The 22,478-nt window shown below is 64.0% G+C and carries 17 protein-coding genes; 15 read left to right on the plus strand and 2 right to left on the minus strand.

The window, feature by feature from the left end:
- Window position 1 precedes the first annotated feature (1 nt).
- The 13 genes from rfbB (at window position 2) to IB256_RS13105 (ending at window position 18,912) form a co-directional block, all read left to right on the plus strand.
- Entirely contained in the window at window positions 2–1,060 is a 1,059-nt protein-coding gene (rfbB, locus tag IB256_RS13045; protein WP_192293342.1) for a dTDP-glucose 4,6-dehydratase, read from the plus strand.
- A complete protein-coding gene (gene rfbD, locus IB256_RS13050; protein WP_192293344.1) occupies window positions 1,057–1,962 on the plus strand; it encodes a dTDP-4-dehydrorhamnose reductase in 906 nt (301 codons plus the stop codon). The genes rfbB and rfbD overlap by 4 nt, the downstream gene beginning before the upstream one ends.
- Window positions 1,959–2,840, plus strand: coding sequence for a glucose-1-phosphate thymidylyltransferase RfbA (gene rfbA, locus IB256_RS13055; protein ID WP_192293346.1), 882 nt, complete (start codon window positions 1,959–1,961; stop codon window positions 2,838–2,840). The genes rfbD and rfbA overlap by 4 nt, the downstream gene beginning before the upstream one ends.
- Entirely contained in the window at window positions 2,840–3,385 is a 546-nt protein-coding gene (gene rfbC / locus IB256_RS13060) for a dTDP-4-dehydrorhamnose 3,5-epimerase (RefSeq protein ID WP_192402844.1), read from the plus strand. Before rfbA ends, rfbC begins: the two co-directional genes overlap by 1 nt.
- 64 nt (window positions 3,386–3,449) lie before the next feature.
- On the plus strand, window positions 3,450–7,424 hold the full coding sequence (locus IB256_RS13065; RefSeq protein ID WP_192293350.1) for a rhamnan synthesis F family protein: 3,975 nt from the start codon (window positions 3,450–3,452) through the stop codon (window positions 7,422–7,424).
- 28 nt (window positions 7,425–7,452) lie between these two features.
- Window positions 7,453–8,055, plus strand: a complete 603-nt coding sequence (gene cysC / locus IB256_RS13070; RefSeq protein ID WP_192402846.1) for an adenylyl-sulfate kinase — start codon at window positions 7,453–7,455, stop codon at window positions 8,053–8,055.
- Between the two features lie 36 nt (window positions 8,056–8,091).
- Window positions 8,092–9,903, plus strand: a complete 1,812-nt coding sequence (locus IB256_RS13075) for a sensor histidine kinase (protein WP_192293354.1) — start codon at window positions 8,092–8,094, stop codon at window positions 9,901–9,903.
- The gene (gene dctD, locus IB256_RS13080) at window positions 9,900–11,294 is read left to right on the plus strand and encodes a two-component system response regulator DctD (RefSeq protein ID WP_192293356.1); all 1,395 of its coding nucleotides are present in this window, start codon (window positions 9,900–9,902) and stop codon (window positions 11,292–11,294) included. Before IB256_RS13075 ends, dctD begins: the two co-directional genes overlap by 4 nt.
- Window positions 11,295–11,880: 586 nt before the next feature.
- Entirely contained in the window at window positions 11,881–13,332 is a 1,452-nt protein-coding gene (gene arcD / locus IB256_RS13085; protein ID WP_081515309.1) for an arginine-ornithine antiporter, read from the plus strand.
- A gap of 16 nt (window positions 13,333–13,348) precedes the next feature.
- Complete coding sequence (gene arcA / locus IB256_RS13090; RefSeq protein WP_081515308.1) at window positions 13,349–14,605, plus strand: arginine deiminase; 1,257 nt, start codon at window positions 13,349–13,351, stop codon at window positions 14,603–14,605.
- A gap of 140 nt (window positions 14,606–14,745) precedes the next feature.
- Window positions 14,746–15,756, plus strand: a complete 1,011-nt coding sequence (locus tag IB256_RS13095; RefSeq protein ID WP_192293358.1) for an ornithine carbamoyltransferase — start codon at window positions 14,746–14,748, stop codon at window positions 15,754–15,756.
- A gap of 69 nt (window positions 15,757–15,825) precedes the next feature.
- Window positions 15,826–16,758, plus strand: a complete 933-nt coding sequence (arcC, locus tag IB256_RS13100; RefSeq protein WP_065086519.1) for a carbamate kinase — start codon at window positions 15,826–15,828, stop codon at window positions 16,756–16,758.
- Window positions 16,759–17,013: 255 nt separating this feature from the next.
- The gene (locus IB256_RS13105; RefSeq protein WP_192402848.1) at window positions 17,014–18,912 is read left to right on the plus strand and encodes a beta-ketoacyl synthase; all 1,899 of its coding nucleotides are present in this window, start codon (window positions 17,014–17,016) and stop codon (window positions 18,910–18,912) included.
- Between the two features lie 74 nt (window positions 18,913–18,986).
- On the opposite strand, the gene IB256_RS13110 is transcribed toward IB256_RS13105, so the two are convergent.
- Complete coding sequence (locus IB256_RS13110) at window positions 18,987–19,811, minus strand: HDOD domain-containing protein (RefSeq protein WP_139791463.1); 825 nt, start codon at window positions 19,809–19,811, stop codon at window positions 18,987–18,989.
- 193 nt (window positions 19,812–20,004) lie between these two features.
- Between IB256_RS13110 and IB256_RS13115 the strand changes: the two genes are divergently transcribed.
- Window positions 20,005–20,544, plus strand: coding sequence for a type 1 glutamine amidotransferase domain-containing protein (locus IB256_RS13115; RefSeq protein ID WP_192293364.1), 540 nt, complete (start codon window positions 20,005–20,007; stop codon window positions 20,542–20,544).
- An 88-nt stretch (window positions 20,545–20,632) separates the two neighbouring features.
- Entirely contained in the window at window positions 20,633–21,829 is a 1,197-nt protein-coding gene (locus IB256_RS13120) for a class I SAM-dependent rRNA methyltransferase (RefSeq protein ID WP_081515305.1), read from the plus strand.
- A gap of 164 nt (window positions 21,830–21,993) precedes the next feature.
- Here the strand turns inward: IB256_RS13120 and IB256_RS13125 are convergent, their stop codons facing one another.
- The gene (locus IB256_RS13125) at window positions 21,994–22,308 is read right to left on the minus strand and encodes a hypothetical protein (protein WP_192293366.1); all 315 of its coding nucleotides are present in this window, start codon (window positions 22,306–22,308) and stop codon (window positions 21,994–21,996) included.
- Window positions 22,309–22,478 lie beyond the last annotated feature (170 nt).

Below are 22,478 nucleotides of genomic sequence, written 5' to 3' on the forward strand. Positions count from 1 at the left end.
AATGACGATCCTCGTAACAGGCAGCGCTGGTTTCATCGGCTCCAATTTCGTCCTCGACTGGCTGGCCGGACACGACGAAGCCGTTGTCAGCCTGGACAAGCTGACCTACGCCGGCAACCGCGAAAACCTGGCAAGCCTCGACGGCGATACCCGACACCAGTTCGTGCAGGGCGATATCGGTGATACCCGCCTGGTTTCCCAGCTACTGGAACAACACCAACCTCGCGCGGTGCTGAACTTCGCCGCAGAGTCCCATGTGGACCGCTCGATTCTAGGTCCGGAAGACTTCATCCAGACCAATGTGGTCGGCACCTTCCATCTGCTCGAAGGCGTGCGCGCCTACTGGAATGCCCTCGACGAACGGCGCAAGGCCGATTTCCGCTTCCTCCATGTGTCCACCGACGAGGTCTACGGCACTCTCGAAGCCAAGGCGCCAGCCTTCACCGAGCAGCACCCCTACCAGCCCAACAGCCCCTACTCCGCCTCCAAGGCGGCATCCGACCACCTGGTGCGCGCCTACCACCATACCTACGGGCTGCCGGTGCTTACCACCAACTGCTCGAACAACTATGGGCCATACCACTTCCCCGAAAAGCTCATCCCCCTGGTAATCCGCAACGCGCTCGCAGGCGAAACGCTGCCCATCTACGGCGACGGCCAGCAGATCCGCGACTGGCTCTACGTCAAGGACCACTGCAGCGCCATCCGCCGCGTGCTGGAAGCTGGCCAAGTGGGCGAGACGTACAACGTCGGCGGCTGGAACGAGAAGGCCAACCTGGAAGTGGTGCACCACATCTGTGACACCCTCGACCAGGCGGCGCCGCGCAGCGACGGTCGCAGCTACCGCGAGCAGATCAGCTTCGTGAAGGATCGCCCTGGCCACGACCGCCGTTACGCCATCGATGCCACCCGGCTGGAGCGCGAGCTGGGTTGGAAGCCGGCGGAAACCTTCGAAACCGGCATAGCCAAGACCGTATGCTGGTACCTGGACAACCAGGCCTGGGTCGAGAACGTCGCCAGTGGCGCCTACCGGGAGTGGCTGAGCCAGCAGTACGCATGAACGATATCCTGATTCTCGGCGCCAACGGTCAGGTCGGCTGGGAGCTGCAGCGCGCACTGGCGCCGCTCGGCCGCCTGACGGTCTGCGACCGCCAGCGCGGCAACCTGGAAGACCTCGACGGTCTGCGCCAGCTCATCGAGAGCGAGCGGCCTGCCATCATCGTCAACGCCGCCGCCCACACGGCGGTGGACAAGGCGGAAACCGATACCGAGCGGGCACAGCGGGTGAATGCCGAGGCCGTCGGCCTGCTGGCCAGTCTGGCCGGCGAGCTGGATGCCTGGCTGGTGCATTATTCGACCGATTACGTGTTCGACGGCCAGGGCGATCGGCCGTTTCGCGAAAAGGACCAGCCGGCCCCACTCAACGCCTACGGGCGCACCAAGCTGGCCGGCGAGCAGGCCATCCGCGAGAGCGGCTGCCGCCATCTGATCTTCCGCACCAGCTGGGTCTATGCCGCACGCGGGGCCAACTTCGCCAAGACGATGCTGCGCTTGGCGGCGGACCGAGAAGAACTGCGCATCGTCGCCGACCAGATCGGCGCACCCACCAGCGCCGAGCTGATTGCGGACGTCACCGCCCAGGTACTGGGGCAACTGCGCATTCATCCGCAGCCAGACAGCCTTGGCGGCCTCTACCACCTGGCGGCCGGCGGAGAAACCAGCTGGCATGGCTACGCTCGCTTCGTCATCGCAGAAGCCTCGCGCCTTGGCCTGCCGTTGCGAACGGACGACGCACGCGTCCTGCCGATCATGGCCCACGAATACCCGCTCCCCGCGCCAAGGCCCGCCAATTCCCGGCTCGACACAACCCTGCTCTGCTCGACTTTCGGGCTCCACCTGCCGGACTGGCAGTTCCACGTCCGGCGCATGCTGACCGAGCTGATCGGAGAGAATGTCGCATGAAGCGCAAAGGCATCATCCTCGCTGGCGGGTCAGGCACCCGACTGCACCCGGCCACGCTGTCGGTGTCCAAGCAATTGCTGCCGGTCTACGACAAGCCGATGATCTACTACCCGCTGAGCACGCTGATGCTGGCCGGTATCCGGGAAATCCTGATCATCTCCACCCCCCAGGACACCCCGCGCTTCCAGCAACTGCTGGGCGATGGTCGGCGCTGGGGGCTGGAGCTGCAGTACGCGGTGCAAGAGTCCCCTGAGGGGCTGGCGCAGGCTTTCCTGATCGGCGAAGAGTTCCTCGGCAACAGCCTCAGCGCCCTGGTGCTGGGCGACAACATCTACCACGGCCACGACTTCCAGGAACTGCTGGTCAGTGCCATGCAGCGCGACACCGGCGCCAGCGTCTTTGCCTACCACGTGCACGATCCGGAGCGCTACGGCGTGGTGGAGTTCGACGACCAGGGCAAGGCCATCAGCCTGGAAGAAAAGCCGACGACGGCCAAATCCAACTATGCCGTAACTGGCCTCTACTTCTACGACCAGCACGTGGTCGAGATTGCCAAGAGCATTCGCCCTTCGGCCCGCGGCGAGCTGGAGATCACCGACGTCAACCGCGCCTATCTGGAACGAGGCGAGTTGTCGGTCGAAATCATGGGGCGCGGCTACGCCTGGCTCGACACCGGTACCCACGAATCGCTGCTGGACGCCAGCCAGTTCATCGCAACCCTGGAAAACCGACAGGGGCTCAAGGTCGCCTGCCCCGAAGAAATCGCCTTCCGCCAGGGCTGGATCAGCGCCGAAGAGCTGCAACGCCTGGCCGCCCCGCTGGCCAAGAGCGGATATGGCCTTTACCTCCAACGCCTTCTGACGCAAACGGTCTACTGATGAAAGTCTCTCCGCTGGCGATTCCCGATGTATTGCTGCTCGAACCACAGGTTTTTGGCGACAGCCGAGGCTTCTTCTTCGAAAGCTTCAATCAACGAAAATTCGAGCAGGCCGTGGGCTATCCGGTCGAGTTCGTCCAGGACAACCACTCCCGCTCAGCCCGCCATGTCCTGCGAGGCCTGCATTATCAGATCCGCCAGGCCCAGGGCAAACTCGTGCGGGTGGTCCACGGCGAGGTATTCGACGTCGCCGTCGACCTGCGCCGCAACTCGCCGACCTTCGGCCGCTGGGTAGGTCAGGTACTGAGCGCCGAGAACAAACTGCAGATGTGGATCCCCGAAGGATTCGCCCACGGCTTCGTCGTCATCAGCGAAAGCGCCGAATTCCTCTACAAAACCACCGACTTCTGGGCACCCGAGCACGAGCGCTGCATTGCCTGGGACGATCCCGAGCTGGCCATCGAATGGCCGATCGAGGCTGCCCCGGAGCTGTCCGGCAAAGACCGCCTGGGCGTCAGTCTGGGAGAGGCCGAGCTCTTCCCGTGATCCAAAGGCCGCCCCCTGATGGAGGCCGGTTCGACCATAACGACAAGAAAGACGGAGATTCAGCGTGCAAGAGCGTCAACGGGCCATAGTCGTACTCGGCATGCACCGCAGCGGTACCAGCGCGATTGCCAGAGGCCTCACGACACTAGGGGTGGAACTGGGCGATAACCTGATGCCCGCGGCGCAGAGCAACAATGAGCGCGGCTTCTGGGAAGACCAGGAAATCGTCGATATCAACACCGATATCCTCAAGGAACTCGGACACACCTGGCACTCGCTCAAGCCGCTGTCGACCGAACGCCTCGCCAGCTTCGACAACTCCGAACTCCAACAGCGCGCGCTGAGCTACCTGCGCGAATTCTTCGGTGACGCCCCGTTGTTCGGCCTCAAGGACCCGCGCATCTCGCTGCTGCTGCCGTTCTGGCTGCGCGTCTTCGAGAAGGCCGGTATCCAGCCGGCCTTCGTGCTGAGCCTGCGCCACCCCCTGAGCGTGGCGCACTCGCTGCACAAACGGGATGGTTTCACCCAGGCCAAGAGCCTCTACCTCTGGCTCGACTACATGCTCCAGGGACTGCTGCACAGTCGTGGCCAGCGGGTCGCCGTGCTCAGCTACGACCGCCTGATGAGCTCGCCAGCCGAGCAGATCCTGCGGCTCGCCGAGCAACTGGGCCTGCCCGCGCCCGCCGAGGGCGAGCTGGCCGAATACATCGAAGAATTCCTCAGCAGCGACCTGCAGCACAGCCGGCTTTCCGCCGACGGCCACGAACTGGCCGAACAGGCCCCGAGCGAAGTGATCGAGTGCTTCGACCTGCTGAGGCGCCTGGCCGATGACGAACTGGCCATTGCCAGCACCGAGTCGCAGCAGAGCATTGGGCGGCTGCACGACCACTGCCTGGCCCTGCGTCCCACGCTGGAAGCGCTGCACCAGCAAGACAGGCTGCACAGCGAAGCCCTGTTGGAAGCGCGCGCCACCCTCGACAGTCTGCAATTCGTGATCGCCAAGCAAAGCCTGGAGTTGGAAGACGCGCAGCAGCGACTAAACGACATTGCCCGCCTGACAGCCAACCTGGAACACAGCGAGTCATTGCTGGCCAGCTCTCGCGCATCGCTCGAGGAGATTCACCGCTCGGCATCCTGGACCCTGACAAAACCCCTGCGCTTCGCTTCGCGGATGGCCCGGGGTCGGCGCGGCGAGGCGCTCGTCAGCCTGCGCAACTACCTGCATCAGATCGGCCGCGCCATCTACTGGCGCATCCCCGCCGCCCAGCGCGAGCGACTGCTGCTGACCGCTTACCGCCGCTTCGGCTTCGCCTTCAACGGCCTGGGCCACTACGAACGCTGGAAGCGCCAGCTCGACCAGCAAGCACAACCCCAAGCGCACTGGGCGACCGAACTGACCGACATCTATCAGGTGGAACCCTGCGAAAGCCTCGAAGGCCGCATCGCCATCCACCTGCACATGTACTACAGCGACCTCGCCGAAGAATTCCGCGATTACCTCAGCCACATGCCGTTCCCCTATGACCTGTACGTGTCGGTCAAGGACGAGATCGGCCTGCGGGCTTGCAAGGCCACCTTCGCCAACCAGCCGAACCAGGGCAGCCTGCGGGTCGAGATTGTCCCCAACCGCGGCCGCGATATCGCACCGATGTTCTGTCAGTTCGGTGACGCACTGAAGCAGTACGACTACCTGCTGCACCTGCATAGCAAGAAGTCGCTGTTCAACAACGGAGCCACCGATGGCTGGCGCGAATACTTGTGCCAGAGCCTGGCCGGAAGCGAGCGGCAGATCCGCGCGATCTTCGAACTGCTGTCCTCCGGCAAGGCCGGTATCGTCTATCCGCAGAACTTCGAGCGCCTGCACTACGTCGCCAATACCTGGCTGGCCAACCGCGCCATGGGGCACCAGTGGTGCCAGCGCCTGGGAATCAGCGATATCCCGGACGGCTATTTCCACTTCCCCGCCGGCAGCATGTTCTGGGCCTCGCGGCAGGCGCTGGCGCCGCTGTTCGAGGCAGGCATCACGCTGGAGGACTTCGCCGAGGAAGCCGGGCAGACCGATGGCACCTTCGCCCACTGCCTGGAGCGCCTGCTGGTGCTGACCAGCCAGAGCCAGGGCCTTCCGCCTGCCATCCTGCGCTGCCAGCACACCAACTCCTGGTCGGCCTGGCGCTTCGACAGCTATCTGGCGCGCAGCGAGGAGGATCTGCAACGGCAGATTTCCAACCCGAACATCAAGACGGTCGCCTTCGATATTTTCGACACCCTGCTGCTGCGCCCGCTGCTCGATCCAGAATCGATCAAGCGCTTGACCGCCCAGCGCGTGGACAAGGGCACCGCAGAGAAGTATCTGCGCTACCGTGCCATCGCCGAGGCCCGGGCCCGGGAGAAAGCCGGCCGCGACATCACCACCGCGGAAATCTTTGATGAACTGGGGCGTCTGGCCGGCATTGAGAAGGGCACACTCCTGGCCCTGCGCCAGCGCGAGGAAGAAACCGAGTTCGCCTGCGTCACGCCGCGTCCGGAAAGCATTGCCCTGCTGCGTTATGCCAAGCGACTGGGCAAGCGCGTGGTGCTGCTCAGCGATATGTTCCTGCCGCAGTCAGTGATCACCGCGATGCTGCAGAAATCCAGCATCCTGCAGTGGGACAAGCTCTACATCTCCGGCGAGATCGGCGTTCGCAAGGACACGGGCCAACTCTATGAACTGGCCCTGCGCGACGAACAGTTGCAGCCAGAACAGATGCTCATGGTGGGGGACAACGAACGCTCCGACGTGCAGATCCCCGGTGACATGGGGCTGGGCCTGCTGCATGTGCTCAAACCCATCGACCTGGCCCGCGGGCTGCCGCACTGGAACCGCCTGGTGGCGAATGTCCACCGCCGCGACGACCTCAGCGCTGAGCTGGCTCTGGGCCTGCTGTTGCGCCGCAACTTTGCCAAGATCGCCTTCGGCACCTTCCGGCCGACGGCCTTCTCCCAGGGGTCGGCCGAGCTGCTGGGCTATAACGTGGTCGGCCCGCTGCTCACCCATTTCGTCACCTGGCTGCGCGAGCGCGCCCAACGCGACGGTATCGAGCGCCTGTATTTCCTCTCCCGCGAGGGCAAGCTGCTGAAAGCCGCTTTCGACCTCTGGGACGAACGCGAACCGGCTGCCACCTCCTCGCGCTACCTGGTGCTGTCGCGCCGGGCGGTCAGCGTGCCGCGACTGAAAGACTTCGACGATGTGCTGACTCTCGCCCGACCCAATTACTTCGCCGGCACCTTGGAGAACCTGCTCGAAGCCCGCTTCGGGGTCACCCTCACTGACGCCGACCTGCGCGATCTGGAAGCCCGCGGCCTGTGGAAGGCCCGGCAACTGCTCGACATCGGCAACAACAATGTCAGCCACATCGAGCCGGTACTGCGCCACCTGCTGCCGCGCATACTGGCCCAGGCCGAAATCGAGGCCCCGGCATTGCGCCGCTACCTGGAAGACTCACAACTGACCGCAGGGGGCGCAGTAGCGGTCGTCGACGTAGGCTATTCCGGGACGATCCAGCGCCATCTCAACGCTTGGCTCAAGCACCCGGTCAACGGCTACTACCTGGTCACAGACGAACTCGTCGACGCTTTCGCCGGCGAGGCCGGAGTATTTGCCGATGGGTGTTTCTCCGACCGCGTGTCCCGCGCAACCCGTGGCAACTGCAGCCTGTTCGATCAGAACTTCATGCTTGAGCAGTTGCTCAGCGCCGACGATGCCCAGGTCAATCACTATCGTCTGGATACCGACGGCACGCCGCTGGCGCAGTATCAGGCGCTGGAGGATGAAGAGCTGGCTGCTCGTGAGATCCGCCACCAGATTCAGAGCGGGGCCCTGGCCTATCTGACCGATGTGCTGGACGTTCGCGCCACGCTGCATGCAGATTTCCTGCCTCCGCGCGAACTGGCCAGGGATATCTGGTCGACCTTCAGCGAAAATCCCGACGAAGACGAGCGTCAACTGCTCAAGCGCCTGGTACTGGACGATCACTATTGTGGTCGCGGCCTGGTCAGCTGAGTGAGCGAACGATAGGAACTGCGCGAGCATGAGTACCAATCAGAACATCCGCTGGCACACCGGCCGCCTGAGCATCGAAGAACGCGCCACCCGCATGCGCCAGCAGCCGGCAACACTCTGGCTGACCGGTCTGAGCGGCTCGGGCAAGTCCACCCTGGCCTTTGCCTTGGAATATGCGCTGCATGAACTGGGCTACTCCGCCGTGGTACTTGACGGTGACAACGTCCGCCACGGCCTGTGCAAGGACCTGGGCTTCAGCCACGATGACCGCACCGAGAACATCCGCCGGGTGGCCGAGGTGGCCAATCTGATGAACGACGCCGGACTGATCGTCATCACGTCCTTCATCTCGCCCTTTCGCCAGGATCGCGAGCAGGCACGCCAGATCATCGGCGAAGAGCGCTTCCGTGAAATTCACCTGAGCACCGATCTCAGCGTCTGCGAGGAGCGCGATCCCAAAGGGCTGTACAAGAAGGCGCGGGCGGGAACGCTGCCGGACTTCACAGGTATCGGCTCTCCCTATGAAGAACCGCTGGAGCCCTTCGAACGCATCGACACCAACCGCCTCAGCCTCGAGGAAAGCGTGGCGCGCCTGATGAAACTGCTGCAACTGCAGCCCATCGAACGCTGATCGGTGTAGCATCGGCGGCGGAAGCAACCGCATACGATGTCCGCCGCCTTGAATCCACACCTGACCCGCTGGCGATCGCTGGCCCTGCTGGCGCTCCTGCTCGCCCCGCTGCTCTGGCCACTGCACTTCTTCGCCGAGCGCTACTACAGCGAGCAACTGGCCGAGCAGAACCAGCAGACTCTCGACCTCTACGTCGCGAACCTGCTCGGCACCCTGCGCCGCTACGAGGACCTGCCGCCGATCCTCGGTGAACTGCCGACCCTGCGCACTGCGCTGCAGGCGCCGGAGAGCCTGACAGCACAGAACGCCGCCAACCTCGAACTGCAGCGCATCCGCGGGCGTACCGGGGCGGACGTTATCTACCTGATCCAGGCAGACGGCATGACCCACGCCGCCTCCAACTGGGATCAACCGGACAGCTTCGTCGGCCGCAACTTCGCCTTCCGCCCGTACTACAAGGAAGCGACCCAGGGCCGACAGGGCCGTTTCTTCGGCCTGGGCACCACCTCCAAACGACGCGGCTATTACTTCGCCAGCGACGTGCGTGACGGCGGCAAACTGCTCGGTGTACTGGTGGTGAAGGTCGACCTCGAACACATGGAGCAGCTCTGGGGCAATACGCCCGAGCAGCTGCTGGTGATGGACTCCAACGGCGTTGTCATCCTCTCGTCCAGCAACGCGTGGCGCTTTCACACCGGCAAGGAACTCTCACCCGCCAAGCAACGCGAGATCGCCGAAAACATTCCCTATCCGGTGCTGCACCCGGCACCGCTGAAGATCGACCAGCGCCGCTGGATCAGCCAGAGCCGTCACCTGCCGGAGACCGGCTGGACCGTCAGTATCTATACCCCCCGCACTCAAGTCGACGCACCGGTACGCAGTGTCATCCTGATCGGCGCAGCCACCCTGGTCGCACTCCTTCTGCTGCTGTCGCTGCTGACGATCAGCCGCCGCCATTACCTCGAACGCATTGCACTGGAGGCACAGGCCAAGCACGAACTGGAACTGCGCGTGCAGGAGCGCACCCAGGAGCTGGAGGGCGCCAACACGCGGCTGCAGCAGGAAGTCAGCAACCGCGAGCAGGCGCAGCGCGAACTGATGCACGCCCAGGATGAAGTAGTGCAGGCCGGCAAGCTCACCGCCCTGGGCACCATGTCCGCCAGCATCAGCCATGAGCTCAACCAGCCGCTGGCGGCGATCCGCAGCTACGCCGACAATGCCCGCGTACTGCTCGACCACGAGCGCTACAGCGATGCCCGTGGCAACCTCGAGCAGATCGGCGAACTGACCGGGCGCATGGCCTCGATCATCGGCCACCTCAAGGCCTACGCCCGCGGCGCCCGGCGCGCACCGGAGAACGTCGCCCTGCAACCGGCGATCAATGACGCCCTGGCCCTGGTCGCCCAGCGCCGCCAGGCGATGAACGTGGAGCTGCTGCGCGACCTGCCCGACGCGGCGATCTGGGTGCAGGCCGGCGAAACGAGGCTGCGGCAGATCCTTTCCAACCTGATCTCCAACGCCCTCGACGCGCTGACCGAGAAGGGACTGCCAAGGCGCATCTGGCTGACCGCCGAGCAGACGCCCGAGCGCATCATCCTGTCCCTGCGCGACAACGGTCCCGGCTTCTCCGAAGAGGCCCTGGCCCATGCCCGTGAGCCCTTCTTCACGACCAAGACCAGCGCGAAGGGCCTGGGTCTGGGCCTGGCCATCTGCGACACCCTGTTACGCACGCTGGGCGGACATCTTGAATTGGGTAATCACCCCGAAGGCGGCGCTCTCGTACAATTGCACCTGTTGCCGGGCATTCCCGGCGTGACGCTGACGCCGCAAGAGGAAACCCGCGCATGAGCTCGGCCGAGCCGTTCGACTCCACCACCCAGGTGCTGCTGATCGATGACGACCCACACCTGCGCCAGGCGCTCTGCCAGACCCTCGACCTCGCCGGCTTCAAGGTGGTCGCCCTGGGCGATGCACGGCAGATCGATCCGCAGCAGGCGCGCGACTGGCCGGGAGTGATCGTCAGCGACATCCGCATGCCAGGCATCGATGGCCTGCAGTTGCTGGAGCAACTGCACGCGCAGGATTCCGAGTTACCGGTGATCCTGGTCACCGGCCATGGCGATGTACCGCTGGCGGTGAAAGCCATGCGCTCGGGCGCCTACGATTTTCTCGAAAAACCCTTCCCCAGCGACGCGCTGCTGGACAGCGTTCGCCGCGCGCTCGATGTGCGCCGGCTGGTGCTGGAGAACCGCAGCCTGCGCCTGGCCCTGACCGAGCAGAAGGAAGTCCGTGGCCGCCTGGTTGGCCAGTCCGCGCCAATGCAGCGTCTGCAGCAACAGGTCGCGTCGCTCGCGGCGATCCAGGCGGACGTGCTGGTACTGGGCGAAACCGGCTCGGGCAAGGAAGTCGTCGCCCGCGCCCTGCATGACCTGTCGAGCCGCCGCAACGGTCCCTTTGTCGCCATCAACGCCGGCGCGCTGGCCGAGTCAGTGGTGGAGAGCGAACTGTTCGGCCACGAACAGGGCGCTTTCACTGGCGCGCAGAAGCGCCGCATCGGCAAGTTCGAGTTCGCCAACGGCGGCACGCTGTTCCTCGACGAGATCGAGAGCATGAGCCTGGACGTCCAGGTGAAGCTGCTGCGCCTGTTGCAGGAGCGCACCGTCGAGCGCCTGGGCTCCAACCAGCTCATTCCACTGGATATCCGCATCATCGCGGCGACCAAGGAGGACCTGCGCCTGGCCTCCGATGAAGGCCGCTTCCGCGCCGACCTCTACTACCGCCTCAATGTCGCCAGTCTGCGCATTCCACCACTGCGCGAACGGGGCGACGACATCCTGCTGCTGTTCCAGCACTTTGCCGAACGCGGCGCGCAGCGCCATGGCCTGAATGCCCGCCCGCTGGACTCCGCGCAGCGGGCGCAACTGCTGGCACACGGCTGGCCGGGCAATGTGCGCGAGCTCCAGAACGCCGCGGAGCGCTATGCTCTGGGCCTGGACCTGGGGCTGGACGACAGCCACGGGCAGGCCACCGCCGCCACTCCCGGCGCCGGACTGAACGAGCAGGTGGAATCCTTCGAGCGCTCACTGATCGCCGCCGAGATGGGCCGCTCACACAACTCCCTGCGCAGCCTTGCCGAAGCGCTGGGCGTACCGCGCAAGACCCTGCACGACAAACTGCGCAAGCACGGCCTGCTGTTCTCCGGCAGTGGCGGAAATTCCGCCGACGATGGCGACATCTGAGCAGAAATCCGCCGATGGCCTGGACTGCGACCAAGGGCGAACAGCGCTACAGAGCGCTCTGACGTAGTCTTCAGCCCTGGCACACACCTTGCTCTGCGACACGGGTGCGATTGCCTTGTGCATCACATCTCGCGACGTGCCCGCCACGTCGCGCCCGCCGGGCCACGAACCGGGCGGTGTCCTTCGGGCTTCTTGCCATCTCGCGCCTTCGATTCGACAGGCGCATCGCCGGGTGCAGTGATCCTGCCCCGGCCAATTTTCCCCTTCCGCATCTTCGTTCAGGACTTTCCTACATAGCGGTCCTGCGCCTCTCTGCACCTGCGAATCAAGCGCAACGGCGCGCCCTGCGTGGGCCTGCGAAATCGACTGCCATTCTGCGGTCATGAAACCGCGCTCAAATCTTCACGAAATCCCCTCTAAATCGGGCGCTAATGCAAAACCTCTCCTATGGTTTATGCGGGGTGGGCAGAGCAGGAAGTACTGCCCAATACATTGGATAGCAAGCTATTGACCTGAATCAGGAGTGCCCCGCCAAGACGGGCGCTAAATAGCCTCACTCTCCAACTTCCTATAGGGAGATTCTTAAATGTCGCAAGAAAGCAGCCAAAAACTAAAGCTAGGCGCTTTGACGGCTCTTGTTGTCGGCTCGATGATTGGCGGGGGCATCTTCTCTCTCCCGCAAAACATGGCCGCCAGCGCTGACGTCGGCGCGATCCTCATCGGTTGGGCCATCACCGCGGTCGGTATGCTGACCCTGGCATTCGTCTTCCAGACCCTGGCCAACCGCAAACCCCAACTCGACGGCGGTGTGTACGCCTACGCCAAGGCCGGTTTCGGTGACTACATGGGCTTCTCCTCGGCCTGGGGTTACTGGATCAGCGCCTGGCTCGGCAACGTCGGTTACTTCCTCCTGCTGTTCAGCACCCTGGGCTACTTCTTCCCGATCTTCGGCAAGGGCGACACCGTCGCGGCGATCGTCTGCGCGTCGATCCTCTTGTGGGCCCTGCACTTCCTGGTACTGCGCGGGATCAAGGAAGCGGCGTTCATCAACACCATCACCACGGTGGCGAAGATCGTCCCACTGTTCCTGTTCATCCTGATCTGCCTGTTCGCCTTCAAGCTGGACATCTTCACCGCGGACATCTGGGGCAAGAGCAATCCTGACCTGGGCAGCGTGATGAACCAGGTGCGCAACATGATGCTGGTCACCGTGTGGGTGTTCATCGGCATCGAGGGCGCGAGCATCTTCTCCTCCCGTGCGGAAAAACGTTCGGACGTCGGTAAGGCCACCGTGATCGGCTTCATCACCGTCCTGCTGCTGCTGGTACTGGTGAACGTGCTGTCCATGGGCGTGATGACCCAGCCGGAACTGGCCAAACTGCAGAACCCGTCGATGGCACTGGTGCTGGAGCATGTGGTCGGCCACTGGGGCGCGGTCCTGATCAGCGTCGGCCTGCTCATCTCCCTGCTGGGTGCCCTGCTCTCCTGGGTGCTGCTGTGCGCCGAGATCATGTTCGCCGCCGCCAAGGACCACACCATGCCGGAGTTCCTCCGCAAGGAGAACGCCAATCAGGTGCCGGCCAACGCCCTCTGGCTGACCAACATCTGCGTGCAGGTCTTCCTGGTCATCGTGTTCTTCACCTCCGGCAGCGCCGACGGTGGCATGGACCCGTACACCAAGATGCTGCTGCTGGCCACCTCGATGATCCTGATCCCGTACTTCTGGTCCGCGGCCTACGGCCTGCTGCTGGCAGTCAAGGGCGAGACCTACGAGACCGACTCGGCCGACCGCACCAAAGACCTGATCATCGCTGGTATCTCGGTTCTCTACGCGGTGTGGCTGATCTACGCAGGCGGCCTGAAGTACCTGCTGCTGTCGGCGCTGCTGTACGCGCCCGGCGTCATCCTCTTCGCCAAAGCGAAACACGAAGTGGGTCAACCCATCTTCACCAATGTCGAGAAGCTCATCTTCGCGGTTGTCGTGATCGGTGCACTGATCGCGGCCTATGGCCTCTACGACGGCTTCCTCACTCTGTAACTCCTGGAGACATCTCATGAGCACGGAAAAAACCAAACTTGGCGTCCATTCTGAAGCTGGCAAACTACGCAAAGTGATGGTCTGCTCGCCCGGACTCGCCCATCAACGCCTGACCCCGAGCAACTGCGACGAGTTGCTGTTCGACGACGTTATCTGGGTGAACCAGGCGAAGCGCGACCACTTCGACTTCGTCACCAAGATGCGCGAACGCGGCATCGATGTTCTGGAAATGCACAACCTGCTGACCGACATCGTGGCGAACCCCGAAGCCCTGAAGTGGATCCTCGATCGCAAGATCACCGCTGACAGCGTCGGCCTCGGCCTGACCCTCGAGCTGCGCTCCTGGCTCGAAAGCCTGGAGCCGCGCAAACTGGCCGAGTTCCTCATCGGCGGCGTGGCCTCCGACGACATCCCGGAAAGCGAAGGCGCCAAGGCGCTGAAGATGTACCGCGACTACCTGGGCCACTCCAGCTTCCTGCTGCCGCCGCTGCCCAACACCCAGTTCACCCGTGACACCACCTGCTGGATCTACGGCGGTGTGACCCTGAACCCGATGTACTGGCCGGCGCGACGTCAGGAAACCCTGCTGACCACCGCCATCTACAAGTTCCACCCGGAATTCACCAACGCCGAATACGAAGTCTGGTACGGCGATCCGGACAAGGATCACGGCATGTCCACCCTCGAGGGTGGTGACGTGATGCCCATCGGCAATGGCGTCGTCCTGATCGGCATGGGCGAACGCTCCTCCCGTCAGGCCATCGGCCAGGTAGCCCAGGCGCTGTTCGCCAAGGGCGCTGCCGAGAAAGTCATCGTCGCCGGCCTGCCGAAATCCCGCGCCGCGATGCACCTGGACACCGTCTTCACCTTCTGCGACCGCGACCTGGTCACCGTCTTCCCCGAAGTGGTGAAAGAGATCGTTCCGTTCATCCTGCGCCCGGACGAGAAGAGCCCCTACGGCATCAACGTCCAGCGCGAAGACAAGGACTTCATGACCGTCGTCGCCGAGTCCCTGGGACTGAAGAAACTGCGCGTCGTCGAAACCGGCGGCAACAGCTTCGCCGCCGAACGCGAGCAGTGGGACGACGGCAACAACGTGGTCTGCCTGGAACCGGGCGTGGTAGTGGGTTACGACCGCAACACCTACACCAACACCCTGCTGCGCAAGGCTGGCGTGGAAGTCATCACCATCAGCGCCGGCGAACTGGGCCGGGGCCGTGGCGGCGGTCACTGCATGACCTGCCCGATCATCCGCGACCCGATCGACTATTGATCGATCGGCACCCGATAAACGCGACTACCTCAACCAGAGCGCATTGACCTCACGAGGCGGCCCTTGCCAGGGCCGCCCGCCCCGCCAGCCACGAGCTGTACTGACGAGGGCCGAGATTGGATCCCACAAGGAGAAACACCATGGCTTTCAACATGCACAACCGCAACCTGCTCAGCCTGATGCACCACAGCACCCGCGAGTTGCGCTATCTGCTCGACCTGTCCCGCGACCTGAAACGCGCCAAGTACACCGGTACCGAGCAGCAACACCTGAAAGGCAACAACATTGCGCTGATCTTCGAAAAGACCTCGACCCGCACCCGCTGCGCCTTCGAAGTCGCCGCCTATGACCAGGGCGCCAACGTCACCTACATCGACCCGAACTCCTCGCAGATCGGCCACAAGGAATCGATGAAGGACACCGCCCGCGTACTGGGCCGCATGTACGACGCCATCGAATACCGTGGCTTCAAGCAGGAAATCGTCGAAGAGCTGGCCAAGTTCGCCGGTGTCCCGGTGTTCAACGGCCTGACCGACGAATACCACCCGACCCAGATGCTGGCCGACGTGCTGACCATGCGCGAGCACAGCGACAAGCCCCTGCACGACATCAGCTACGCCTACCTGGGCGACGCCCGCAACAACATGGGTAACTCCCTGCTGCTGATCGGCGCCAAGCTCGGCATGGACGTGCGCATTGCAGCTCCCAAGGAACTCTGGCCGACCGACGAACACGTCGCCGCCTGCAAGAAGTTCGCTGAAGAAAGCGGTGCCCGCATCACCATCACCGAAGACCCGAAAGAAGCCGTCAAGGGCGTGGACTTCATCCACACCGACGTCTGGGTATCCATGGGTGAGCCGGTCGAAGCCTGGGGCGAACGCATCAACGAGCTGCTGCCCTACCAGGTCAACATGGAAATGATGAAGGCCGCCGGCAACCCGCGCGTGAAGTTCATGCACTGCCTGCCCGCCTTCCACAACAGCGAGACCAAGGTCGGCAAGGACATCGCCGCCAAGTACCCGCACCTGAAGAACGGCATCGAAGTGACCGAAGACGTCTTCGAATCCCCGTACAACATTGCCTTCGAGCAGGCGGAAAACCGCATGCACACCATCAAGGCAATCCTCGTTTCGACCCTCGCCGACATGTAATGCCGGACAGCCCCGGACCGCGACAAGGTCGCCGGTCCGGGTGCTCCCACTCTTTCGGAGGAACTGAATATGCGTATCGTCGTCGCATTGGGCGGCAATGCCCTGCTGCGTCGTGGCGAGCCCATGACTGCCGACAACCAGCGCACCAACGTACGGATCGCTGCCGAACAGATCGCCAAGGTTGCCCCCGGCAACGAACTGGTGATCGCCCACGGCAACGGCCCGCAGGTCGGCCTGCTGGCCCTGCAGGGCGCGGCCTACGAGAAGGTCAGCCCGTACCCGCTGGACGTTCTCGGCGCCGAGACCGAAGGCATGATCGGCTACATGATCGAACAGGAAATGGGCAACCTTCTGCCGTTCGAAGTACCGTTCGCCACCCTGCTCACCCAGGTCGAGGTCGACTCCAAGGACCCGGCCTTCAAGAACCCGACCAAGCCCATCGGCCCGGTCTACTCCAAGGAAGAGGCTGAAGCCCTCGCCAAGGAGAAAGGCTGGAGCATCGCCCCGGACGGTGACAAGTTCCGCCGCGTCGTGGCCAGCCCGCGTCCGAAGCGCATCTTCGAGATCCGCCCGGTCAAGTGGCTGCTGGAAAAAGGCACCATCGTCATCTGCGCGGGCGGCGGCGGCATCCCGACCATGTACGACGAATCCGGCAAGAAACTCTCCGGCGTCGAGGCGGTGATCGACAAGGACCTCTGCTCCTCGCTGCTGGCCCAGGAACTGTCGGCCGACATCCTGATCATCGCCACCGACGTGGACGCGGCCTACATCGACTGGGGCAAACCGACCCAGAAAGGCATCGCCCAGGCCCACCCGGACGAACTGGAACGCTTAGGCTTCGCCGCCGGCTCCATGGGCCCGAAGGTCATGGCCGCCATCGAGTTCGCCCGCGCGACCGGCAAGGACGCAGTGATCGGCTCGCTGGAAAACATCGTCGCCATCACCGAAGGCAAGTCCGGTACTCGCGTCAGCACCAAGAAAGCTGGCATCGAATACCGCTGAGTTCTGCCGCGGTAAAAAACGGGAGCCCTCCGCGGCTCCCGTTTTCATTCATGAGCCCTGCAGGATTCGCTCGGGAACTCGTCGCCTTCTTCCGACAAATCCTGGCGCGAGCGTGACTCAGCGGTCATCATCCTCGTCAGCTAAAGCATTCCGAATCACTAGAAGCCACGCCTGGCTTTGTGCCACCGGGCCGCCCCGCCATGGGCCACCGTCGTCCGGCGCGCAAGATGCACTTGCTGAAGGAGTTTCCGAGAGATGTCTCGACTACCGGTCATCGTTGGTTTTGGTGGATATAACGCGGCTGGCCGCAGTTCCTTCCACCATGGGTTCCGCCGCACCGTCCTCGAATCCATGGAGTCCGCCGCCCGCCAGGAAACCCTCGCCGGTCTCGCGGTCATGATGAAACTGGTCAAGGTCGTCGACGGCCAGTACCAGGACGCCGACGGCAACAGCCTCGACCTGGCCACCATCGAGCAGCGCTTCGAGCAGCAGATTCGCCAGTCCACCCTGATCCGTCGCATCGAGCTGCAATACCTCGACGTCGACGCCGCGCACTGCCACAAGAGCCTGACCGTCAGCGCCGCCGGCAGCCCGGTGACCTTCACCACCCTGCGCAAGCAACTGCCCGAGCCGCTGCCGGCCAACTGGTCGGTGGAAGAACTCGAAGGCGGCGAAGTCCGCGTCACCCTGCACGACAGCTGCGAATTCAAGGTCGACAGTTACCGCGCGCTGCCGGTGAAATCCGCCGGCCAGCTGCCCACCGGCTTCGAGCCGAGCGAGCTGTACAACTCACGCTTCCACCCGCGCGGCCTGCAGATGTCCGTGGTCGCCGCCACCGACGCAGTGCGCTCCACCGGCCTCGACTGGCAGACCATCTGCAACGCCGTCCAGCCTGACGAAATCGCCGTGTTCTCCAGCAGCATCATGAGCCAACTGGACGAGAACGGCTTCGGCGGCCTGCTGCAGTCGCGCCTGCGCGGCCACCGCGTGTCGGCCAAGCAGCTGCCGCTGGGCTTCAACAGCATGCCCACCGACTTCATCAACGCCTACGTGCTGGGCAGCGTCGGCATGACCGGCAGCGTCACCGGCGCCTGCGCCACCTTCCTGTACAACCTGCAGAAAGGCATCGACGTCATCACCACCGGCCAGGCCCGCGTGGCCATCGTCGGCAACGCCGAAGCGCCAATCACCTCCGAGATCATCGAGGGCTACGCCGCCATGGGCGCGCTGGCCACCGAGGAAGGCCTGCGCCACATCGAAGGCCGCGACGAAGTCGACTTCCGCCGCGCCAGCCGCCCGTTCGGCGACAACTGCGGCTTCTCCCTGGCCGAGTCCGCGCAGTACGTCGTGCTGATGGACGACGCCCTGGCCCTGGAGCTGGGCGCCGACATCCACGGCTCGGTGCCGGACGTATTCATCAACGCCGACGGCTTCAAGAAGTCCATCTCCGCCCCCGGCCCGGGCAACTACCTGACCATGGCCAAGGCCGTGGCCGCCGCCGCTCAGATCGTCGGCGAGAAGAGCGTGCGCCAGCACAGCTTCGTCCACGCCCACGGCTCCAGCACCCCGGCCAACCGCGTCACGGAATCGGAAATCCTCGACCGCGTCGCCACCGCCTTCGGCATCGAGGGCTGGCCGGTCACCGCGGTGAAAGCCTTCGTCGGCCACTCCCTGGCCACCGCCAGCGCCGACCAGATGATCTCCGCCCTGGGTACCTTCCGCTACGGCGTCATCCCCGGCATCAAGACCGTCGACAAGTTCGCCGACGACGTCTTCAAGGACCACATCGCCCTGTCCAGCAGCGACGTGCGCCGCGACGACCTGGAAGTCTGCTTCATCAATTCCAAGGGCTTCGGCGGCAACAACGCCACCGGCGTGCTGCTGTCCCCGGCCATCACCGAAAAGATGCTGCGCAAGCGCCACGGCGACGCCGCCTTCGCCGACTACCAGGGCCGCCGCGAAGCCACCCGCGCTGCCGCCCGGCAGTACGACGAAGCGGCAACTCAGGGCCGCTTCGACATCATCTACAACTTTGGCAACGACATGATCGACGAGCAGGCCATCGAGATCAGCGACCGTGGCATCCAGGTCCCCGGCTTCAGCCAGACCATTGCCTACAAGAAGGACGCACGTTTCAGAGACATGCTTGACTGATCGCCGACGTTGAATGCAAAAGCCGGGCAGATGCCCGGCTTTTTCATATCCAGCTCCAGTGCAGGAACCTGAGGTCAGTACGTCCCCTGCCCCACACCCAACTCGAGAATGCTCGCCTTGAGATTCTCGAAGTCGTATTCGCTGAGCCCGACGTAATCCAGTACCAGCGCGCGCACGCTCTCCCACTCGTGGTCCTCGTCCTGGTTGCCCAGCACGCGGTAAGAGCCGCAGATGTGCTCGGCCATCTTGAGGATCGCCAGCAGGTTCTTCAGCTGGGTATCGCGGCAGTTGTCCTCGCTGAAAATCGACAGCGCATTGTGGTGGTTGGCGATAGCCTCGCAGACGTGCTCCGGCAGGCGCCAGGAGCGCGCGGTGAAGTAGCCGACCACCGCATGGTTGGTGTTCAGCACGCGGTTCTCGGTGTCCACCACGCGGCGCTCGTCGCTTGCGCTGGCGTAGGCCTCCTCCAGCACCGCCATGTAGTGCGGGAAGCGCTTGAGCATCAGCGGGATGCCGCAGTTGTGGAACAGCCCCAGCGCGTAGGCCTCGTCCACCGACTCGTAGCCGATGCGCTTGGCCAGCGTCAGGCAGCTCATGGCCACGTCCTGAGCGGTGTCCCAGAAGCGGTTGAGGGTGACGATGGTCGCGTCGCTCATCTCGCCCTTGATCGACTGGGCGTTGATCAGGTTGATCACCGAGCGGCTGCCCAGCAGGTTCACCGCGCGCTGGATCGAGGTGATGCGGTTGGCCAGGCCGAAGAACGGCGAGTTCACCAGCTTCAGCAGCGCGCCGGACAGCCCCGGATCCTGGCTGATCAGCTTGGCGATCGCCTTCAGGTCCGGGTTGGGCATGAACTGCTCCATCTGCAGGTCAACCATGATCTGCGGCTGCGGCGGCACGCTGATGCCCTGCAGGGCCTGACGGATCTGTTCGGCGGAGAGTTCTTGAGACATGGGCGCGCTGGGAAAAGTTGACGGGGCGCACAGTTTACCCAGAGCCAGGGCTTCTGGAAGTGCTGCTTTTGATTGAACTTTCATCGGCGGCTGTGTCGGAACCTTTACACCCAAGCGGACGAAATGGGAGACAAGCCACATGAGCCAGACACTCAAAGGCAAGACTATCGCCATCCTGGTCACCGACGGTTTCGAGCAGGTGGAGCTGACTGGCCCCCGCGACGCACTGAAGGAAGCCGGTGCCAAGGTGAAGATCCTCTCCGACAGCAAGGACAAGGTGCGCGGCTGGAACCACGACCAGCCGGCGGACAGTTTCAAGGTCGACGGCACCTTCGAAACGGCGCGCATCGAAGAGTACGATGCCGTGCTGCTGCCGGGCGGGGTGATCAACGCCGACCAGATCCGCAACCTGCCCAAGGCCCAGGAAATCGTGCAAAAGGCCGCTCACGCCGACAAACCCATCGCAGTGATCTGCCATGGCGCCTGGTTACTGGTCTCCGCCGGCCTGGTGAAGGGCAAGACCCTGACCAGCTGGAACTCGCTCAAGGACGACATCAACAACGCCGGCGGCCACTGGGTCGACCGACAGGTGGTCAACGATGGCGGACTGATCAGCAGCCGCAAGCCCGACGACATCCCCGCCTTCAGCAAGCAACTGATCGAAACCCTCGCCGCCTGAGAGCCGCCGATCAAAAGCCCGTGCGCCGCGCTCCGGCGGCGCACGCTGCTGCGCTATAATCCCGCTCTTTTTGCCGGAGCCCTCCCCCATGACCCTGCCCAGCCTGCGTCTGAAAGCCAACGCCGAGCGCCGCCTGCGCGCCGGCCACCTGTGGGTCTACAGCAACGAGGTGGACGTCGCCGCCACCCCGCTGAACGGATTCGGCGCCGGCGAACAGGCCATTCTGGAAATGGCCAACGGCAAGCCGCTGGGCATCGTCGCGATGAGCCCGAACAACCTCATCTGCGCTCGCCTGATTTCCCGCGATACCAAGCACGTTCTCGACAAATCCCTGCTGGTTCACCGCCTGAACGTCGCCCTGAGCCTGCGCGACCGCCTGTTCGACAAGCCTTTCTACCGCCTGGTCTACGGCGACTCGGACCTGCTGCCGGGCCTGGTGGTGGACCGTTTCGGCGATGTACTGGTGGTCCAGCTCGCCTCGGCGACCATGGAAAAACACCGCGACGACGTGCTTGCCGCCCTGCTGCAGGTGCTCAAGCCCAGCGCTGTACTGTGGAAGAACGATTCCAGCGCCCGTGACGCCGAAGGCCTGGAGCGCTATGTCGCCAACGCCTACGGCGAAGTCCCGGAATGGGTGGCCCTGGAAGAGAACGGCGTGAAGTTCGAAGCCCCGGTGCTGGCCGGCCAGAAGACCGGCTGGTTCTACGACCACCGTATGAACCGCGCCCGCCTGCAGCCCTACGTGCAGGGCAAGCGCGTGCTCGACCTGTTCAGCTACATCGGCGGCTGGGGCATCCAGGCCGCGGCCTTCGGCGCCAGCGAAGTGATGTGCGTCGATGCCTCCGGCTTCGCCCTCGACGGCGTCGAGCGCAACGCCACGCTGAACGGCCTCGCCGAAAAAGTCGCCTGCGTGGAAGGCGACGTGTTCGACGCCCTGCGCGAGCTGAAGGCCGCCGACGAGCGCTTTGACGTGATCGTTGCCGACCCGCCCGCCTTCATCAAGCGCAAGAAGGACCTGAAGAACGGCGAGGCCGCCTACCGCCGCCTCAACGAACAGGCCATGCGCCTGCTGTCCAAGGACGGCGTGCTGGTCAGTGCCTCCTGCTCCATGCACCTGCCCGAGGACGACCTGCAGAACATCCTGCTGGGCAGCGCCCGCCACCTGGACCGCAACATCCAGCTGCTCGAGCGCGGCGGTCAGGGTCCGGACCACCCGGTGCACCTGGCAATCCCGGAAACCCGCTACATCAAAAGCCTGACCGTGCGCCTGCTGCCCAACGGCTAAGGCTTCACGTCACTCCAGAAAACGGGGCGTTTCCGCAGGGGAACGCCCCGTTTTTCATTGCAGCAATGGATGGCGGATAACGCCGGGGGCGTTATGCGCCCTACGGTGTGCAGCCGCGTAGGGCGCATAAAGCGGAACGCTTTATCCGCCATCCCCTCCTGCGATTACTTCATCGGCATCAGCGAGTCCGCCTCGCTGATGACTGCGTTGCCGGTCTTGCGCTCGAACAGGCACAGCTCGCGGCCCGGCTTGCCCTTCATGTGCTTCTGCGCATAGGTCCCTCCGATCATCAGCGCCGTGTAGCCCACGCTGTCGTCGAACAGCACCGGCGAGCCCAGCACCTTCTTGTTCTGCAGATGGCTCAGCGCCAGGCAGGCTTCGCGCTGCTGCTTGTCCTGCGCCTGCCAGGCTTCGTCGGACGAGGCCTGCACACTGCCGGCAAACAGCGCGACGAGCAGGGCGATGCGGGTGACTTTCATGGGGTTGCTCCTTCAACGAACGGGACGGGAAAAGCGCCAGTGGCCATTCAGACCACGCCGGGGCGGCGAAAGTCTATGCCTTGTGCCGACCGCCAGCCTTTCCCTGGCGGCAAGGGCCGGCGTAGAATCCGGGGCATTCCTGCCATTTATCCCCCGGCGGGCCTGTGAGC

It is taken from the genome of Pseudomonas sp. PDM17 (assembly GCF_014851985.1).
GTDB lineage: Bacteria > Pseudomonadota > Gammaproteobacteria > Pseudomonadales > Pseudomonadaceae > Pseudomonas.

Bases quoted from the DNA above. Each gene is read 5' to 3' on its own strand.
- rfbB (WP_192293342.1), top strand. From the start codon at position 2: ATGACGATCCTCGTAACAGGCAGCGCTGGTTTCATCGGCTCCAATTTC.
- rfbD (WP_192293344.1), top strand. From the start codon at position 1,057: ATGAACGATATCCTGATTCTCGGCGCCAACGGTCAGGTCGGCTGGGAG.
- rfbA (WP_192293346.1), top strand. From the start codon at position 1,959: ATGAAGCGCAAAGGCATCATCCTCGCTGGCGGGTCAGGCACCCGACTG.
- rfbC (WP_192402844.1), top strand. From the start codon at position 2,840: ATGAAAGTCTCTCCGCTGGCGATTCCCGATGTATTGCTGCTCGAACCA.
- cysC (WP_192402846.1), top strand. From the start codon at position 7,453: ATGAGTACCAATCAGAACATCCGCTGGCACACCGGCCGCCTGAGCATC.
- IB256_RS13075 (WP_192293354.1), top strand. From the start codon at position 8,092: ATGTCCGCCGCCTTGAATCCACACCTGACCCGCTGGCGATCGCTGGCC.
- dctD (WP_192293356.1), top strand. From the start codon at position 9,900: ATGAGCTCGGCCGAGCCGTTCGACTCCACCACCCAGGTGCTGCTGATC.
- arcD (WP_081515309.1), top strand. From the start codon at position 11,881: ATGTCGCAAGAAAGCAGCCAAAAACTAAAGCTAGGCGCTTTGACGGCT.
- arcA (WP_081515308.1), top strand. From the start codon at position 13,349: ATGAGCACGGAAAAAACCAAACTTGGCGTCCATTCTGAAGCTGGCAAA.
- IB256_RS13095 (WP_192293358.1), top strand. From the start codon at position 14,746: ATGGCTTTCAACATGCACAACCGCAACCTGCTCAGCCTGATGCACCAC.
- arcC (WP_065086519.1), top strand. From the start codon at position 15,826: ATGCGTATCGTCGTCGCATTGGGCGGCAATGCCCTGCTGCGTCGTGGC.
- IB256_RS13105 (WP_192402848.1), top strand. From the start codon at position 17,014: ATGTCTCGACTACCGGTCATCGTTGGTTTTGGTGGATATAACGCGGCT.
- IB256_RS13115 (WP_192293364.1), top strand. From the start codon at position 20,005: ATGAGCCAGACACTCAAAGGCAAGACTATCGCCATCCTGGTCACCGAC.
- IB256_RS13120 (WP_081515305.1), top strand. From the start codon at position 20,633: ATGACCCTGCCCAGCCTGCGTCTGAAAGCCAACGCCGAGCGCCGCCTG.
- IB256_RS13125 (WP_192293366.1), bottom strand. From the start codon at position 22,308: ATGAAAGTCACCCGCATCGCCCTGCTCGTCGCGCTGTTTGCCGGCAGT.